The organism is Enterobacter sp. JBIWA003 (assembly GCF_019968825.1).
In the GTDB taxonomy this organism is placed as follows: domain Bacteria; phylum Pseudomonadota; class Gammaproteobacteria; order Enterobacterales; family Enterobacteriaceae; genus Enterobacter; species Enterobacter quasiroggenkampii.
Genome location: NZ_CP074173.1, coordinates 45335 through 61789, shown reverse-complemented (window position 1 = coordinate 61789; position 16455 = coordinate 45335). Strand labels below are relative to the sequence as shown.

Annotated in this window: 18 protein-coding genes; all 18 read right to left on the bottom strand. The window is 53.5% G+C overall.

Annotated elements, in window-relative coordinates:
* Complete coding sequence (gene traG, locus KGP25_RS26570; RefSeq protein ID WP_223540799.1) at window positions 1-2892, bottom strand: conjugal transfer mating-pair stabilization protein TraG; 2892 nt, start codon at window positions 2890-2892, stop codon at window positions 1-3.
* A 1-nt stretch (window position 2893) separates the two neighbouring features.
* Window positions 2894-4255, bottom strand: coding sequence for a conjugal transfer pilus assembly protein TraH (traH, locus tag KGP25_RS26565; RefSeq protein ID WP_223540798.1), 1362 nt, complete (start codon window positions 4253-4255; stop codon window positions 2894-2896).
* On the bottom strand, window positions 4255-4866 hold the full coding sequence (gene trbB, locus KGP25_RS26560; RefSeq protein WP_223540840.1) for a type-F conjugative transfer system pilin assembly thiol-disulfide isomerase TrbB: 612 nt from the start codon (window positions 4864-4866) through the stop codon (window positions 4255-4257). Before trbB ends, traH begins: the two co-directional genes overlap by 1 nt.
* A gap of 21 nt (window positions 4867-4887) precedes the next feature.
* Window positions 4888-5667, bottom strand: coding sequence for a type-F conjugative transfer system pilin assembly protein TraF (traF, locus tag KGP25_RS26555; RefSeq protein ID WP_223540797.1), 780 nt, complete (start codon window positions 5665-5667; stop codon window positions 4888-4890).
* A complete protein-coding gene (traN, locus tag KGP25_RS26550) occupies window positions 5664-7529 on the bottom strand; it encodes a type-F conjugative transfer system mating-pair stabilization protein TraN (protein ID WP_223540796.1) in 1866 nt (621 codons plus the stop codon). Before traN ends, traF begins: the two co-directional genes overlap by 4 nt.
* Window positions 7526-8140 (bottom strand): type-F conjugative transfer system pilin assembly protein TrbC, encoded by a 615-nt coding sequence (trbC, locus tag KGP25_RS26545; protein WP_223540795.1) that lies wholly within the window; start codon window positions 8138-8140, stop codon window positions 7526-7528. The genes traN and trbC overlap by 4 nt, the downstream gene beginning before the upstream one ends.
* Window positions 8137-8505 carry a hypothetical protein gene (locus KGP25_RS26540; RefSeq protein ID WP_223540794.1) on the bottom strand — a complete coding sequence of 123 codons (369 nt, stop codon included), beginning with the start codon at window positions 8503-8505 and terminating at the stop codon, window positions 8137-8139. The genes trbC and KGP25_RS26540 overlap by 4 nt, the downstream gene beginning before the upstream one ends.
* A 9-nt stretch (window positions 8506-8514) precedes the next feature.
* A complete protein-coding gene (gene traU / locus KGP25_RS26535) occupies window positions 8515-9483 on the bottom strand; it encodes a conjugal transfer pilus assembly protein TraU (protein ID WP_223540839.1) in 969 nt (322 codons plus the stop codon).
* A 121-nt stretch (window positions 9484-9604) separates the two neighbouring features.
* Window positions 9605-10213, bottom strand: a complete 609-nt coding sequence (gene traW, locus KGP25_RS26530) for a type-F conjugative transfer system protein TraW (RefSeq protein ID WP_245405063.1) — start codon at window positions 10211-10213, stop codon at window positions 9605-9607.
* Between the two features lie 17 nt (window positions 10214-10230).
* Entirely contained in the window at window positions 10231-10695 is a 465-nt protein-coding gene (gene trbI / locus KGP25_RS26525) for a type-F conjugative transfer system protein TrbI (protein WP_223540792.1), read from the bottom strand.
* A complete protein-coding gene (gene traC, locus KGP25_RS26520) occupies window positions 10692-13283 on the bottom strand; it encodes a type IV secretion system protein TraC (protein ID WP_223540791.1) in 2592 nt (863 codons plus the stop codon). The genes trbI and traC overlap by 4 nt, the downstream gene beginning before the upstream one ends.
* A gap of 10 nt (window positions 13284-13293) precedes the next feature.
* Complete coding sequence (gene traV / locus KGP25_RS26515) at window positions 13294-13896, bottom strand: type IV conjugative transfer system lipoprotein TraV (RefSeq protein ID WP_223540790.1); 603 nt, start codon at window positions 13894-13896, stop codon at window positions 13294-13296.
* Between the two features lie 17 nt (window positions 13897-13913).
* Complete coding sequence (locus tag KGP25_RS26510) at window positions 13914-14207, bottom strand: hypothetical protein (protein ID WP_223540789.1); 294 nt, start codon at window positions 14205-14207, stop codon at window positions 13914-13916.
* A 188-nt stretch (window positions 14208-14395) separates the two neighbouring features.
* Window positions 14396-15106 carry a bifunctional protein-disulfide isomerase/oxidoreductase DsbC gene (dsbC, locus tag KGP25_RS26505; RefSeq protein WP_223540788.1) on the bottom strand — a complete coding sequence of 237 codons (711 nt, stop codon included), beginning with the start codon at window positions 15104-15106 and terminating at the stop codon, window positions 14396-14398.
* A gap of 64 nt (window positions 15107-15170) precedes the next feature.
* Window positions 15171-15647, bottom strand: a complete 477-nt coding sequence (locus KGP25_RS26500; RefSeq protein WP_223540787.1) for a conjugal transfer protein TraP — start codon at window positions 15645-15647, stop codon at window positions 15171-15173.
* Complete coding sequence (locus tag KGP25_RS26495; RefSeq protein WP_223540786.1) at window positions 15637-16029, bottom strand: hypothetical protein; 393 nt, start codon at window positions 16027-16029, stop codon at window positions 15637-15639. The genes KGP25_RS26500 and KGP25_RS26495 overlap by 11 nt, the downstream gene beginning before the upstream one ends.
* A complete protein-coding gene (locus tag KGP25_RS26490; RefSeq protein ID WP_223540785.1) occupies window positions 16013-16198 on the bottom strand; it encodes a hypothetical protein in 186 nt (61 codons plus the stop codon). Before KGP25_RS26490 ends, KGP25_RS26495 begins: the two co-directional genes overlap by 17 nt.
* 3 nt (window positions 16199-16201) lie before the next feature.
* A complete protein-coding gene (locus tag KGP25_RS26485) occupies window positions 16202-16426 on the bottom strand; it encodes a TraR/DksA C4-type zinc finger protein (protein ID WP_223540784.1) in 225 nt (74 codons plus the stop codon).
* Between the last annotated feature and the right edge of the window lie 29 nt (window positions 16427-16455).

The window sequence follows — 16455 nt, the reverse complement described above, 5'->3', positions numbered from 1 at the left end:
TTACTTAGAAATCCGTTTCTGTAAATCATCCTTGATATTATTTAAATCGTCCAACCCTTTACCACTACCACCATCCCATTTTTGTCTATCTTCCTCAGAAGCCTTAGCGTCACTAAAGTTTTTATTACCCTGTTCATGCTCTTTCTGCAAGCTATTATAATCGTCCTTTGCAGAATTACCGGATGAGTTCACAGTATTGCTGGCGTTATTTACCTGAGACTCTGCGCCGCTGCGACGACTTTGTACATCAGACCCAACCTCACCTCCGTGTTTTACGCCATTATCACCCGCCAGTGATTCCATCCCGGCGCTTTGCTGGTTGAACTCTGCCTGAAGGTTTCCGCCACCGGAAAATGTCCCGACGTTCCCAATTCCCTCACCGGTTCTCCCTTTATTCTGCTCAAACTCCTTCAGAAGCTGGGGCTTCATCCGTTCTTCCACAAAGTCCTGTGCAAGCCTGTCTCGTTCAGCACGCAGTTGAGGGCTGGCAGCATCAGACAGCAGCTGGTCAGCCTCTCCCGGACGCTTGCTGGTGACGTATCCGACAAACTCCTGCGAGTAGTTCTGGTTGATACTGGCGCTGTTGTTTTCAGCATAGCTCGCCAGCTGCGCGTACTCGTGGCTGCGGGTTACGGCATCATTGTATTGAGACGCCTGACTTTTGAGCGTGGAGAAAGTGGAAGACAGCTGATTTGCCAGGGAGGCAGACGCATTATCCGTATGGCTGCCGCTGTCCGTCACGCGGCTTGAGGTCACGACATCCATAGCATCGCGGAAATCCTTAAGCTCCTGGGCACTGAAGCCTTTACTGGTGCCATTCTGGTTCGTCAGATCGGAACTGGTACCGTGAGAGGAGCCGCTTCTGCCGGTATATTCCGTTCTAAGATGCCCTTCTGCAGAACCTTTAAGCCCTGTAGCCAGCCCACCCACTTTTCCGAGAATATGTCGGTCGGTATCAAACGATATCTGAGCGCTTCCACCTGCGCCGGCGCTCATATCCTGGCTTTTGGTTGCAGCAGCTCTGACCGCTTCTGCCAGACTGACATTTTCATCCCTGGCATAGCGGTTACCAATCGACTGTATGGTACTCAGCGCTTTGGTCAGGTTGCTGCTGGTTGAGGAGTCCGTTCCCGCCACGGTGGTATCGCTGTTCCCGCGCTGCTGACTCCACTGACTCATCTGAGAGCTGGCCAGGCTGGATGTCTGCGACAGACTGTTGCTCAGGCTCTGCGCCTCGCTCAGGGAATCACGCTGCTGCTTCTGCCAGCTGCTCGATGCGGTAGAGCCCAGAGTAATGTCGACCGGCAGTTTAGAGATGGATTCCGCGTTGTTGAACACCTGCTGGCCCGACGTCGTCAGCGTCTTCGTCGCCCCGCTTTCCAGCTGGTTCGTCATATGCCCTTCCCGATGGCTGTAGTTGGTATCCCACTTGTTACCCTGCACGTTACCGGTCGACATATTGTTATAGGACCAGTTGCCGTCCACGGCCTGCGACGACGATTGTGTGGAAGCCGACTGCAGCGTCTGGCCCAGGTAGTTCCCCGCCTGCGACACCACCTGACCCAGCCCTTTCACCATGCCCCAGGCAATAAACGGAATGGACAGGGCCAGCCAGCCTGCCGTGGTGCCAATATCCGAATAGGTATTCTGAACCTGATCAAACGTGGCCAGCGTCACCGCTGTTCCCTTAAGTTTCCCCTGCAGGTAGAAATTCATCGCATGGTTAAGGATGGAAAACAGGATCGGCCACATCTGCAGGTAGGCAATGGTGTAGATATAGCCTTTGATGATGGTCCAGGACAACGAGCTCACGATGGCCAGAACAATCAGCACCGGGAACAGGGCCATCGTCATCCCGAGCAGCACGCTGTGCATCACCGGTAGCGTGCTGGCGGCAATGGATGCGCTGGTCGCCTGCGACAGCCGCATCTTCGCCATCGACGTCTGAGTGGCGGTATTAACCAGGCCTGCCGTATCGCCGCTGTCAGCCGAAAAACTTTCCAGCCCGCTTCGCAGGCCGTTCATCACCACGTTCTTGCGGATGATTTCCGTGGAGGTCATGGAGTTGCCGTGGAAATAGTTATAGCTGTCGCCCAGCATTTCCGTGAACAGCGCCGTGCTCGCCCCGTTGGTCGGTCCGAAGACCTGGCTTGTGAAGCCGTGCGTCCGGTTAAGCACCTGCTGCAGGAACGGGAACATATTCCGTCCGCTGATATCACCCGAATCCGTGTTTATTTTGGTTGTTGCCTGCTCGCAGGTCAGAAAGTTGCGGTTTTTGTCATACAGGCCACGCAGCGGACTGGGTTTACTGAATATCAGCGCATAAGGGTCTGAGGAATTCATCAGATCGCCAATGCTGTACTTGTTGTTCAGCATAATGTCACCCACCACGCAGTTATGAACGTAATCAGAGAACATGCGCTGGATTTCCGGCTCTGAGAACCGGAAGTCGCTGCTCCCCGCCGCCAGCTGCGCGCCGAACAGCATCCCGGTTTTGCTGTACGTCAGCGCATCAGGCCGGGCAAAGATATAGTCATAGACCTGTGCCATCCCTGCTCCGATGCGTGTGATAAGACTTGCCGGCGCGGCAAGCCCCGTGGGGACATTATCCACCTGGTAAATAGCCGCAGGCTCGGACAGATCCACAATCTGCACATTCCGCTTGTCCCCGACCAGAACGGCAATCACCAGGACATAAAACCCGGCCCATTTGGCAAGGTCCATAATGTTACGCGTCCGGATATAGGTTGCCGCCCCGACAATGACCGATACGGCGGTGGCCATAGCAATCAGTGAGTCTCCGGCCCTGCTGTTAAAAAACGCAGCCACGCCGTTGAGCGTATCCTGAAACCACGCCCCGCCTGCAACGGTGTAAATCGTATCTACGGCCATATCAATTCACCCTGCTGAACTGGTAGTTACCCAGCACGCGATCGCTCATCCTGGAGGAGACCTGCTGGCGGATAAAGCGGATTTGCTGCTGCGCGGAGATAAGTGCGTCCTCTTTAATCTGGACTTCCATACGCAGCGAGTTCAGCGCCTGACGGGCGTCTGACAGACCATTCTTTAGTTCTTTCATGTTGGCACCCGGATAGTCTTTGGTGGCCAGCGACCCGTTAACCACCTTCATCACCGCCTCCAGATACTGCAGGTAGATGTCGACGGCGATGTAATCCGTCAGCTGAGCGAACAGGGACTGCGAGACGCTCAGTGACGACTGGTCCACAATCCACGAAAGAATGGGGATGGAGGTACTGTTGATGAACTGCTTTTCTTTATCCGTGAGTGCCGTGTCGGTGATGGCCTTGTTCTCGATGCTGGTCAGCATGTCCTGCACCATCTTAATCAGTGATTTATCCGCAGAGATGGTCACGTCGTTCAGCGTCGGAGACAGGCATTTATTCTGGTTATCACAGACGTATACCTTTGCACTGCCGCCGCTCATCATCGCCGTCAGAAGACTCCTGTCCGATGCCATTGATGACAGAATGCGCACCTCTCCTGCACTGCCGAAAATTACCGAACCGCTGATGCTCATGGCAAACTGACGCAGCTCAGCATTGCTGCTGAGCGTGCTGTTACCGAGCGCATCCCACATCAGGTTGATGTCCTTCAGCACCTGGTCCTTTTCAGCGCCGGTAGCTTTGTCCGCGACCGCACCGTATTTCCCCCCGGAAGTACACCCCTGACGGGATGCCACCCAGTCAGAGAAGACACTTTTCTGGCCGCCCACGGACTGACAAACGTTCTGCTGACTTTCACCCCAATGCGATGCCACATTGTCGACCATCGCTTTTGCCGCCTGGCAGCTGGACATATTGAACTGGTTCATATCTGCGGCCATCTTTTGCAGAAAGTCTTTTGCCGCTTTCAGCTCCGGCACGGTCGTTTCCAGCGCAAGGTCAAAGAAATACCCCGCTGCATTGGCCATCGTCTGCTTTACAAACGCGGTGATCTGGTCTGAGTTGATGAAGGAGAACGAGCCCAGGTAGACATCAATCCCCCCGCAGCCGGCGTTGATGGAAGGCAGGCTGATGGAGATCAGCTGAATATTTTTATTTCCGGTACGGGCATAAAAAGACCCACCAGAGACATACCGTGCCGCCTGTCCCTGCCATGCTTTGGCTGAGGTGGTGTTACTGGAATAACTCATGCCATTAAAGAATGAATTCATGTCATCCTGCAGCGCTGCCTGTGCGGTTCCGGCGGTGTACAGGCCCAGCGCCAGGGCGAGGGTAAGTGATTTCAGTCCCATTATTCTTTTCCCTGTGTCTGAGATGAGAGAGGTGTTCCCGCCTGCCTGTCGAGCACCATACGAAGCACGTTATTGAGTCGATTGCGGAACTCACCTGCTTCTGCCGCGCCCTGCAGCAGCGGCCAGGTTTCCATCGTGTTGACGTTGGTCAGAAAGGTGGTGGGCGTGGCGACGGGCAGGCCGCTCTGAAAATACTCCACAATCACATCCGGTGTGGCGGGCAGAACATCGGGGAACTCCGCATCGCCCTTCCCGTCCAGGCTGACAGGGAATACCTCAAGGCCTGTCTGCTTCGAAAAGGCTTTCAGCACCGGTGCAAACTGGCGGCAGTACTGGCAGGTGGACTGCATAAACAGCACAACTTTCCAGTCCTGCACATTCACTTTCCGGCCATCGCTCAGCGGGTACCAGACAGGCGACGCGTCCTTTACAGCGGGGTCATTTCCCGATGTGGTATCTTGCCGGGGCAGCGCGAGTTCTTCCATCGCCGGCGCGCTCCGCCCCGTTTTTCCGGCTTCCAGCGCCCGGATGTCATCCAGCGTTCCGGCCTGCAGACAGCCGGATATCATCGCCGCCATCAGAATGGCGGTACGCAATGTAGCAAACATAATTACCTCAGAAGGCGGGTGTTATCAGTAATTCGGCGCGAAGTGGGTCAGCACGCTGACCATCTGGCGGTCCAGGTCGTCGTGGCTCATAAACCCCCATGCAAGGGGCTGCCACTGGTGTGTTTTCGGGTCGACCAGAAAGGTGGCCGGGAAATGCGTCACGCGCATCTGTTCTGCCTGACCGCTGTCGGGGCGGCTTTGCGGCAGCTGATCGCTGATTTTCCCGTCCACGCTCACGGCCATGAGTGAAATGCCCCGGTCTTCACAGAACGCGCGGACCACACCGGCCATCAGGTTGTCGACGGCATTGCTCCCCCGGTAGAAGAAAAAGAGCCCGTAGCGCTGTGCCACCTGGCTGATAACCGCACTCTGAACCTTCTTCTCTTCAGTCAGGCGTGCTTCGACCGTCCCGTTGTAGTGACTGCGTTTGACGTTGTAGTCGAGCTCCGGGTACTTAAGACGCGCAAGCTTAGCCGTCTGGGTAAAGTCCGTTGCGCGATCGGTCCAGAAGTTTTGCAGGGTCATAAAGCGACGAAAGTTCTCCGCCGAGGGATACAGAATGGCGTTATCCAGCGCCTCACGCGTGGCCTGCTGCAGCACTTTTTTTTGCTCAGAGGGCGTCATCCCCGCCAGCGTCTCCTGCAGCGTGCGTTGCGGGGCAGGCTCAGGCCCGGACTCTCCGGCGTTTGGGTTGTACCACTGCCATCCCTCTTCACGTGCATAGTTCGACGTGATTGCCTCATCAGGAGCTGCATACAACATGGCGGGGAGCAACATCGACACCAGAACAAACGGAAATTTCATGGCGACGCCTCCGTCATTTTCTCTGCGATGATGTCCCTCGCTTTCTTCAGCAAAACCTGATCTTCCGGAATATCGCTGCCCGCAGTCAGATCGCTGTAGAAATCGCTGAAATCCATCACTTTGAAATCAAGACGCTCCAGTTCATCTACCGTAATGCCGCGGCAGTTCGGTGAGTCACCGCTTCCAAAACCAATACCGAGCTGTCCACGACGTCCCTGCTCCTGAACGATACGGGCCAGTTTTGACTCAAAGACACAGTATCCGCGCTTTTTCTCCAGACATACGCCGAGGACTTTTTTACTGCAGTATTCTCCGACATAGACCGTCAGCTTTTTCTCTTTTGCTTTTCCCAGCGCTTTCTCATCGCTGCTGCAGCTGGACAAACCGATATTCTGCCCCCACCCGGAATCCTTACAGCAGTTGTTAAATCCCGCAGCAAATTTCTTGCACGATTTTCCACTCCCCGTAAATGCCCGTATATTTTCACCATTCAGCGCAGCAACATCCTTCCCGGCTGCCGCCACTGCGGCGAGGGACGCGACAGCCTGACCGAACATATTACTCGTCCCCGTCTGCGCCTGTGCACAGCTCCCGTCCTTACAGAAGAAAACACCACCACACAGTTGCCCCGTCGTCGCCTGCTTTCTTTCACACGAATAGGTCACCTGCTGGCTGACACATATCCCGTCAATACTGTCAGCGCAGACACTGCTGCTCACGGTGCAGGCTTTATTTTTCATATACTCGCCACATGTTCCTTCCGTTTCGGTCTGTGTCAGATACGTATCCCGCCACTTCCAGCATGCCTGATAAACACTGTAAGATTTACCGTCCACAATTACGCTACGATCTCCGCCCGGTTCAACGCATGCCGATCCCGTCATGGCACCCTCGGCCTTGCTGAAAGGACAGCTTTCAGACCAGACGACATCGGGTACCCACTTTTTCTCTGTGACAACCATTGTCAGTGTGACGCTCATCCAGGCACCCGCTCCGCTGCTCAGCCAGCCCAGCGTCTTGCGGGCATAGTCCCGGCAGCGCGACTGATTTCCGTTCAGGCAGTTTTTATTCAGAATACTCCCCTGAGGTGATGCGCCCCCTTCCGTCAAAGCTTTGCCCGGTGCCAGGGGGATACCCCATGATTTATCACGTTGAGCAGTTACAGATTCATCAATGCCCCACCATGTCATCTGGTAAGCCATATTTTTATCATCGAAATGCAATGATGCAGTTGCGCTTGTGATCGTACCTGTCGCCGGTGCGCGGAATGAAAAATAGACGCGTTTATCACCGTCATAGCTGTAGCTGAAATCGCTGTTTGGCACCGTCAGGGTCTTTTCGACCGTCGTATTTTCATAATGACCCGTAATTGTCGCTGTTCGGGTGCAGTATTGTTCTACCTTCGTGTCCCGCATGCACTGATGCGTGGTTATCTCGGTAAAACTCGCAGGCTGGTCAACGCAGCCTGCAAACCCACCGCCGGTGATAGCTTCAGCTTTATCCTTCATTGCCAGACCGCCCGCGATATAAGGCGCATCCAGAGACGGTTTATTGTCAGGCGGCGTATTAAGAATGGATTCTGTAATGGTTTTTCCTGCCTCTGAGGTATTCAGCATGCCTGCTCCCGGAGCAGTCATGTTCACACCCGCAGAGGTCTCACCGCCGTAATAACCGGTCTCAGACGGTGACGTGGTATACCCGGGAATAACCTCCGCCGGTTTAAACCCGGAGATGGCGTTGCTGCCCTGTCCTTTATTCGCATTCCCCTGCTGCATCCCCTGATTAAACTTCTCGTTAGCGATAAGGGGTTGCATAAGGAATGCCGATGCTGCGGCCACAATTAAAGGGAGCATTCTTTTCATTCAGCCTCCTCGCCCAGCAGTCTTTTCGCGGTCTGTGCGCAGTCACCCTCTTCAGCAACGCGCTTCAGCGCCTGATGCAGCGTGATATCCCCCTGGAGGCGGTCAACTTTATCACCCTGATTTCCGCAGGCGACGATCAGTACCGGTACGGCGGTAATGTTGTACTTACGGAAGGTGGTTGGGTCTATCTGCACGCCACCGGTATTGCTCTCTTTCACCAGACCGGCGACGGCATTCGCCGTGGCCCGCATGTCACCGTTCACCATCCCCCGGATTACCACAGGAATATCCAGCGCTGCCGCGTCCTGAACGCGCTTTTTCAGTTCATCAGGTGGCATCGAGAAGGAAACAAAGATCAGCGCTGCATCTACCGGGCGCTCCCCGGGCTGCATCGATTGCCGGAATTGCTGTGCCTGGGCGTCAAGGAACGACTGATCCTGCGGCGCTACCGGACGTGCCTGCTTCAGGAAATCCGGCGTCTGCAGAGACTGAAATCGCTGACGGTCCAGCCTGAGCTGCTCTCTGATAAACTGCCGGTTTTCCGTGTGTTCAGCCGCATGAGCCAGCCCTGAGGTCAACAGAGCGAGCAGGAAAATCAATGTTTTGCTCACAGGTATTCCTCCTCTGGCTGCTGGCGCTCCGGGAAATAAGCCATTGCAGCAGAGCGGCTTTCCAGCGCTTCGTTCCACATCTGCCTTTCTCCCTCCGGTATCTGTTGAGCGAGGAATGGAAGCAACTCGCTTAATCTTCTGTCGATAAAGGCCAGTCGCTCCGTGGTCAGCTTTGTGCTTTCCCTGCCGGGTTGATTCACGGCCATTGCCGCGTCACGGCATTCGAGAATGCACTTGTAAAGTCCACCATATTTCAGCGTGATATCGTAAATTTGCGCGAGTACCTGTTCAGCCTGGTCGGCGCGGGAGGCGGCCAGTTCATATCGGGCGAGGACAAGCTCATACTTTTTTTTGTTCACAAACATAAATTGTCCTTAGAGGAAAACGCAGTTGCGTTTACGCCAGAAGAGATACCCGAAATTGCGACGGTCATTGGGCATATTTTTGCCGGTTTCCCAGCGGGTCACGCTGCGGCCCAGCGGATGACACTGCCCTGCATCGGGATATTTGTTGACCAGGTGATAACGCCATCGGCTTTTTGGAATGATGGGTGAGGGATACTCAAAGCAGACGGCTGTATTGACGCCGATGCTGTTCATGATCATACCCTGCCGGTGTAGTTTGAAGGCCATTCGTTCACTGAGAAGCAGAGAGGTTTGCATTGGGCTGAATTCATTCGATACCCACCCGTTAAAGGGGTACATGCTTCCCTGGCTTCCGGCGCACCAGAAAAGTGCATCCAGGGGTTTACTTACGAGACTCGCCACGGCATCGGCAGCGCAGGCGCCCTGAGCGATGATGTTGCTGAACAGGATAGCTTCTGGCTGAATAATCATACTGAGCGCGCTGTTGTCCCACATGGGATCCAGTTCTGACAGATAACCTATATCCAGGTCTCCTCCCTGCAGGCACCCCGCAGAGGTGATGATATTCAGCCAGTATGTCAGCGGGTATTTGTACCAGTGAACATGATAAAACGCGCCAGGATTAGCCCGGTTTTCCTGCCCGCCAGTACCACTTCCCACATTCCCGATATTGATGTTAAATCCACCGAGATTCACCATGCAGTAGGGTGAACGGGTCACATCAGTCAGCGCCACGGGCTCCCAGTACCCTATTGCCAGACCGACCCGATAAAACACCCCCATCGGGCAGAACTGAATGGGCATAGTGGGGTTGATAGTGTCTGGTTGCTTTCCTTTCGCAACGGCTGCATTGCCAATAGTTATCGGGAAAATACACTCCCAGCACACATCGGTGATCGGGTTTACAAAATTGCCCTCACACTCAGCGGATGCGGCCTGGCTCTTCCCGGACCATAACCCGGTACATACCATAAGCATCAGCAAAATAAGGGGAATAGTTCGGTTTACTATCATGCAATACCTCATGATACAGATCAGAAATACGCCGGGGGCTCAGGTACGTCCCTGTTTTTACACATTCACCTGATTCACATTTTTATTAACGTTCTGAGTTGATGGCAAAGGTATCCACCCGCAGGCGACGACGGTCTTCAGCCAGGGTTACCCGCGCCGGAATGCCTTTCAGCCCAAACTTCTGGCTTAGCGTCCCGTCCTGATCGAAATAAATACGCGTATCCAGCGCTTTCGTTGCCTCCCGTATATCACCGTTGACCAGAATGACGCGGTACGTCAGTGTCCCGGGCTTCTGCGCTTTCATCCAGGACAACTGCTGCGGGTTATCTGCATCAATAAAGTAGAGAGTTTCGGTAAACGGTACGGTATCCAGCGGGTTAATCACCTGTCCTTTTCTGGCAAAGACACGCCCCTCATGGTCCTTTAAATCCTCGCTGACGGTCAGCGACGGATCGATATAGTGCGTCGAATTTTCCTGGGCAATATGCAGCCCCTTAACCGGTTTAGGGCGCAGGGTGTTTTCAATCACGCGTTGTTTAAATGCTTCCTGCTCACGGGCCATCTCGCCGCTATTTTCCATTGCCTTCAGACGGGTCTGGATAGTTGTCAGCATGTCCTCTTCCGCAACCGGATACAGTTCCCCCCACGTCCCCATATCTTTTGCCAGTAAACTACCCGGCAGCAGGAACAACATCAGCAGGTGACGGGCGTTCACTGACCACCTCCACCCGCCATTTTCTTCGCCACCTCAGCCTGAATCTCTTCGGTGATATCTGACGCACCGCTCACCACAGCAGGTGAAACAAGAATCAGTGCATCATGTTTTGCCTGCCAGGCATAAAGCTCATCACTCAGGCTTGCCATAAAGCGTGATGTCAGCGCTTTTGTCTGTTCCTCGCTGAGCGACTGCTCGTCAGCCTGCTCCGTGAACCGGTCAATGGTGCTTTTCATATCGAAGGAGACGACCACCGGCATGCGCCAGCTAATCAGCAGCGACGTGATGGCGGCGTTAACGCATAAAATAGTGAGGGCAACCAGCAGCAGGTTACGCAGACAGCGACGGCGTCGTTGATCTCGCCTGTGCCCTTTCGCTGGGATGCTTACCCCCTTTCTTATGGCATCAGCACTAAGGGTGGACTCAGGTTGTTCAGTGGTAAGGTTTTGCTCTGTGGTCATTCTGCCTCCGCAAGCGCTTCCAGTTCACGCATCTCATCAGGGAAGTTACGTTGTGCCAGCTGGTATACGGCGTCATGGATATCCATGTTCTGTTCCCGGCACTGGCTGATAAATTCGAAGTCATCACCCTTTGAACTGAACATCGCGCGACTGAGTGGATCGACAAAGAGACGATGAAAACTGCAGGTATCGTTGATGCGCAGCATAAAGGAGGAGAACCACTGGTCTTTGGCATCACCGAACTTGCCGATAACGCTGCGCTCCAGCTCGCTGAACTGGCTGGGACGGTTCTGGTTATACTGCTTAAACTCAGACGCATCCTGTTTGAGGACAACCTTGAAGGCAGAGTTACCCCAGGCCGCTTTTGCCGCGCCGGAAGCATCATCGGCGTCAAAGTCTTTGATGTTCTGACTGATGGTGATGAACGCGCCACGGTGGCGGCGCACGGTCCGGTACCCCGTCTCGATAAACTGGCCCACCTTCTCATTTTTAAAGTTGAGCAGCTTCCAGCCTTCGTCGATGGTGCAGCATTTCTTCAGGCTGCGCGGGGTACGGTACATTTTGTCTTCGATGTAGATGATGAGAGAAAACATCACCGCAACCAGCAGGTCCGGCTTGTCCTGCAGGCCACCCAGCTCAAGGACAATAAAGCGGGCATCGTCGGTCAGTGACGGCTCATCGCTGTTAAAGTATTCGCCGTAAATCCCCCAGGAGCAGTACTTTCCGAGCAGTTCAATGATTTCATCCAGCCGGTTGGTGATGCCCGGCGAGTTCTGGTATTTATTATCCTCACGGATGGCCGTCAGCTTCTGGACTACGTGGTCAATTCGGGCTTTTTCCCTGTGCGCTTCCCAGGCCTCCTGAACCCCGCGCAGCAGCAGACTGTGATGGACCTCATCCAGCGTACCGTTAGGGCTTGCCAGCACTGCCAGCTGGTCGCGGATACGCTCCCCTGACTCATGGATACTGGATATGTTGGCAAACGGATTGAATTTTAGTGACTTACCGTCCAGGTACGTGCCGCCCACGTTCTCACAGAACGATTTGTAGCCGTCCCCCATGTCAAACACCCAGGCGATACCACCGGAGTCCAGCACGCTTCGCAGGATAGGCTGTACCAGACCTGTCTTGCCTGCACCTGATGTGCCGGTGACCGCCATGTTGTAGTTGGTGTTACCCATCCCGTTCCCGTAGATATCGAGAAACGCCAGCTGATTGCGGTAGGACGGCGTCAGCAATCCCCCCTGACACAGCCGGTTGTCCGCCACCACAGGCAGCAGATTCACGGCCTGGATACTCTCCGCCCGGCACGTGGCTCCACCCATTTTGATATCTTCCCAGAGCCCTTCCGCATGAAGGAAGGGGATCATCGCTATCCAGTTACGGAACTGCATATAGGTCGGGGAAAACAGATCGATACCATTCTTCTTGAAGGTATTAATGACCTGCTGTTCGCAGACCAGCGCATCCTCATCCGTATCCGGACAGAACGTGGTGACGTTATAGTAATAGCGGACAATACAGGTCTGGTTACTGTTAAGATGCTCGCGGATATCCTTCCATTCTTTTGCCTGTTTAGCCACGCCGGGAAACAGGGTGGCATAGGGAGAGTTCGCTTTTTTGTCCCTGTCGAGATACTTACGCGTGGCCTCTCCCTGCGTCGCCACCTGGTCTTCGGCCTCCATCACCATCGTGATGACGAACGGGCTGGCGATGGTCAGGTCGGGGCTGAGGAGATTAGACAGGTTATCGCCCCCCATCCACAGCATGAAGATATCCGGGTTGTTCTCCAGCATAAAATTCATGGCCCGCGTGGCGGTCACTTTCCCCTGACGATCGGCCAGGCTGATTCGTACATCGTCCGGACGCACATCGATGCCAATACGCTGATCAACGCAACGCTGATGCAGCTCGTCAAATTTGCCGACTCGCACGTCTTCCGGATACAGCCGATCGTGACGGGCATTCAGCATCCCGTGAACCAGCGTGACCAGCTCCTGGTCATCGGCCGCCTGCGTGTGAATTTTTGCCGCGTCAAGTGAGGAACGCAGGACTTTCATGGTATGAGCGACTTCCGTCATCACGGCCGTCGTCCGCTTCTTCGCCTTCACGCAGTAAGAAATATACAGACGGTAGTCGCGCAGGGTCAGCGGCAGACCTGTCGGGCTGTTGAACTGCTGCTGCGCCGCGCGCTGATAATACGCCCGTGTGATACGGTTAAATTTTTCAGCATGCTTTCCCTGCCAGCGGAACTCGGACAGGCCCTGGTCAAGCTGATCGCCAATCAGTTTGCTGGATACCAGGTGGAATGATACTGGCGTCTTGCGCGGCAGCTTGCTTTTAATCAGATCTTCCAGCACATACACAATCTGTTCGTTAGCGCCAATAAGCGGCTCTGCACGCAGCAGAAAGCCCACCGTACTGCGATTCACAAACAGCCCGCTGTCACGGTCATAGTCACGATACGGCAGGACACTGGTCAGCTGAGGAAAGTCCAGGCTGGCCAGATTGCGCGTCATCTCCGACGCGCCATCCGGCATCCGGAAAGCTTTCTGCAAATGTTCCAGTACATTAATGATTTGTTTCACCCGAAACTCCTTAATTTACCCGGGACGGAAGAACCCAGTCTGCAGGGCGGACGACAAAGGACACGCGACCGGGCTGATGGAAGGCGTTATCGCTATCCACCCAGGGCGCGATCCAGACCGTGGCGGTCTGGTCCTGGCTGCGTTGTGGATGTACTGAGCCGGGATTATCACAGCGCACGCTCTGACATGACGGTGCAGGTGTCGCAGCAGACATGGCCGGACGCGAGGTCGACACGCCTGAAACAGCCGTTACTGGCATGCCGGCAGCAGGACGTGGCGTTACGGCGCCAGTGCTTATACCTGTTCTGGTGCCAGCTGATACGACGGGTCTGTTGCTGGTTACCCGCGTACCGGAAGGGACACTGACGACAGTACGGGATTCAGACGGAGCCACCGTCGCAGAGCTGGCCGGAAGATTAACCAGGGTAGGCAGTCCGCCCGCAGCCGGCTTTCCCGCCTGCTTTTCCGCCTTGTCCCGCGCCAGCTGATTCGCCTTCGTCATGGTCATACAGGTATCAGACGTTGTGGCATCGCAGTCGAAGCTGCTTTTGACACCGGCACAGCCGGATAAAAGCAGGATGCTACCTGCCAGCAAAAGTGTGATTTTTTTCATCGATGTTCTCTGTGAAATTATGGTCTGAAAGGTCTGGCTGGCTCCGAAAGCGCAAATTGAATGCGCTCGATTTCTGCAGCAAGACAGTACGAGGCGTAGTGCCAGTCGGTACCTGCATCCTGTTCGACGTACATATGGCGAAGCGGCGAGCTTCTGAGGCACTCCAGCCGTGAAATCCCTTCCTGCAGCTGTACGTGCCACGTCCGTGGCAAACGTGAATAACGCATCACCCACGCAAGCGTTATTGCGCCGCTAATAGCACTACAGGTGAAGGACGCCGTTAATATCCAGACTGCGAACAACATCAGCATGGCAAGGCATGCTGACTTCAACTCCCTGGGTGAAAGGTTGCCACGGGTATACTCCACTTGTGCCTGAAGGAGCTTCAGGCGCTTCAAACGTGTAACTAACTCCGTTCTTGTCAGGTCGCTGAAATCCCGAACAGGTAATAAAGAAGCATCCATCACGTTAATTTACCTCTGTCCCCGCTATACAGTTCTTATTCAGACCTTTTCTCACGATCTGAAAGAACCGCGACGAGCTCCCGACTCCCCTGATATCCCTGCATCATTAATCCGTCGCTCAGAATAATCGCCGGCGTACCATTAACTCCATACAAGCCGCCAAGTTCATAGTGACGACTGATACCTGAATTACATTTATCCGCTTTTATCGTCCTGTTATTCATTGCATCATCGAACGCCTTTTTACGATCTGCTGCGCACCAGATTGCATTCATTTCTTTTCCACCAGGACTTTCTGTCCCCTGCCTTGGAAATGCCAGATAACGAACCGTAATCCCCGCACTGTTATAAGCATCCATTTCTTCATGTAATTTACGGCAATATGGACAGGTTGTATCAGTAAAAACCGTGATGACGTATTTTTCCTGAGGTGCTTTGTAAATAATCATCTCTTTTTCAAGGGATTCCATTTTTTTATGCAACAAAACATTAGTAACGTTTACAGGCTCTTTCCCGCTAATATTGTAAAGCGGCCCTTGTATCAGGTATTTTCCGTCGTCTGTAACATAGAGAACCCCCTGACTACCGGCAATAACCGTTTTCATTCCCGGTACAGGTGCATGCGTTATCTCTGCATCACGTATGCCTGTATTAATGAGCGACTTGCGTATATCATCATCACCAGCATATATGCCAGATGAAAAAATCATCAGGCATACAACACCGACCAGATTTCTTTTAAACATACCCACCTCTTTATTACATTTACTGTGTTAATCAACTGGAAAAATTAATTCAACAACCCTGAAGTTAAGTTTCTTTTTTATTGAATATATGACAAGGAAATTTCGGTTTTATCCCCACTAACAATGCAATCAAACCGAATGTAACCATTGTCATCACCCATACAGATATCAGCGTATTCAGTAATTGACGGTCGACATATTCGGCATAGCCTCTGGCATCAGATACCACCTCCTGGCAATCATACTTTTTAATTCCCGGACTATCAGCAATTTCAGCAGGGTCAGTAAATACATAAGGGGGTTGAGGTATTTTCGGCAACTGTCTCATACACTCACGCCACGTCCAGCGCTGGCCATCGGTGATGCTCTCAGCTTTCTCCAGATAATTCACGACCATCATTCCTGGCGTTTTTTTATCAAGAAAGAGCAACAACACCACAACCAGCACCATCGTTGCAAGAGGTACAATAATCAGATACTGGAAAACCCAGGCAACCCATCGAATACAATATACAATGAGGGCCATAGCTTTATTTATCATGATCTCCGCCGCCTTGCTTCATTGGATACCAGATGTTGCAGTTCTTACGAATAGTCTCCGCCAGCCTCTGCCCGTCCTCACCGCTATACAGTACTTTAATCTGGCTGACGTACGGTGATATCTGTTCTTTTGTTATGCTCATACCTGAACCCGGTTTTCCCATGAACAGGCAGTGCCCTCGTTCCCGCTGCAGTACGAGTACGCCCTGAGAAATCCGCGCCTTTCCCTCAAGCGCAGTAGCGCACGGCAGAGACGCTGAAAGCCAGAAGTTGCTCTCTCCGGCATCAACACAGATGACCCTCATCCCCTGAATCACGCAGCAGACCGCAATATCATTAAGGTTACGTGTTTTACCCGGACCGCCGTTACTGTTGTTTGTCATGATCTTCTTCTCCTGCGTTTTTGTCGTCTTTCTGAATGTCTTTACGCAAATCGCGCCAGTCGCGGAGCTGTCGTTCTGATAAAAAGGTCCGCATAACTTCAGCGCTGATAGCGGTCTTACCTCTACCGGTTTCCCCCACGACCATCACATTGTTTTTTTTGCTTCCCATCGTTCACCTCTGATAATTTTTTGTCCGAATTTCCAGTACCCGCTGACACTCAGTGCAGGTACGCACGCCGGGTATCGCTTTCTGACGCCGTTCCTGAATTCGGTTTCCACAGCATTCACACCGGCTAAGGCTTTCACCTTTAACGCTTAACTGTTGTCTGACCGCCTGAATTTGCAGGCTGTTAATCAGTTCTTCCTGCTCCTGCAACTGGTCCAGTACGTCTGCCATCGCTCTTTCCTGTGTATGCTGTCCGGACA

Bases quoted from the DNA above. Each gene is read 5' to 3' on its own strand.
- traG (WP_223540799.1), bottom strand. From the start codon at position 2,892: ATGGCCGTAGATACGATTTACACCGTTGCAGGCGGGGCGTGGTTTCAG.
- traH (WP_223540798.1), bottom strand. From the start codon at position 4,255: ATGGGACTGAAATCACTTACCCTCGCCCTGGCGCTGGGCCTGTACACC.
- traF (WP_223540797.1), bottom strand. From the start codon at position 5,667: ATGAAATTTCCGTTTGTTCTGGTGTCGATGTTGCTCCCCGCCATGTTG.
- traN (WP_223540796.1), bottom strand. From the start codon at position 7,529: ATGAAAAGAATGCTCCCTTTAATTGTGGCCGCAGCATCGGCATTCCTT.
- KGP25_RS26540 (WP_223540794.1), bottom strand. From the start codon at position 8,505: ATGTTTGTGAACAAAAAAAAGTATGAGCTTGTCCTCGCCCGATATGAA.
- traU (WP_223540839.1), bottom strand. From the start codon at position 9,483: ATGCTTATGGTATGTACCGGGTTATGGTCCGGGAAGAGCCAGGCCGCA.
- traW (WP_245405063.1), bottom strand. From the start codon at position 10,213: ATGTTGTTCCTGCTGCCGGGTAGTTTACTGGCAAAAGATATGGGGACG.
- trbI (WP_223540792.1), bottom strand. From the start codon at position 10,695: ATGACCACAGAGCAAAACCTTACCACTGAACAACCTGAGTCCACCCTT.
- traV (WP_223540790.1), bottom strand. From the start codon at position 13,896: ATGAAAAAAATCACACTTTTGCTGGCAGGTAGCATCCTGCTTTTATCC.
- KGP25_RS26510 (WP_223540789.1), bottom strand. From the start codon at position 14,207: ATGCTGATGTTGTTCGCAGTCTGGATATTAACGGCGTCCTTCACCTGT.
- dsbC (WP_223540788.1), bottom strand. From the start codon at position 15,106: ATGTTTAAAAGAAATCTGGTCGGTGTTGTATGCCTGATGATTTTTTCA.
- KGP25_RS26500 (WP_223540787.1), bottom strand. From the start codon at position 15,647: ATGATAAATAAAGCTATGGCCCTCATTGTATATTGTATTCGATGGGTT.
- KGP25_RS26495 (WP_223540786.1), bottom strand. From the start codon at position 16,029: ATGACAAACAACAGTAACGGCGGTCCGGGTAAAACACGTAACCTTAAT.
- KGP25_RS26490 (WP_223540785.1), bottom strand. From the start codon at position 16,198: ATGGGAAGCAAAAAAAACAATGTGATGGTCGTGGGGGAAACCGGTAGA.
- KGP25_RS26485 (WP_223540784.1), bottom strand. From the start codon at position 16,426: ATGGCAGACGTACTGGACCAGTTGCAGGAGCAGGAAGAACTGATTAAC.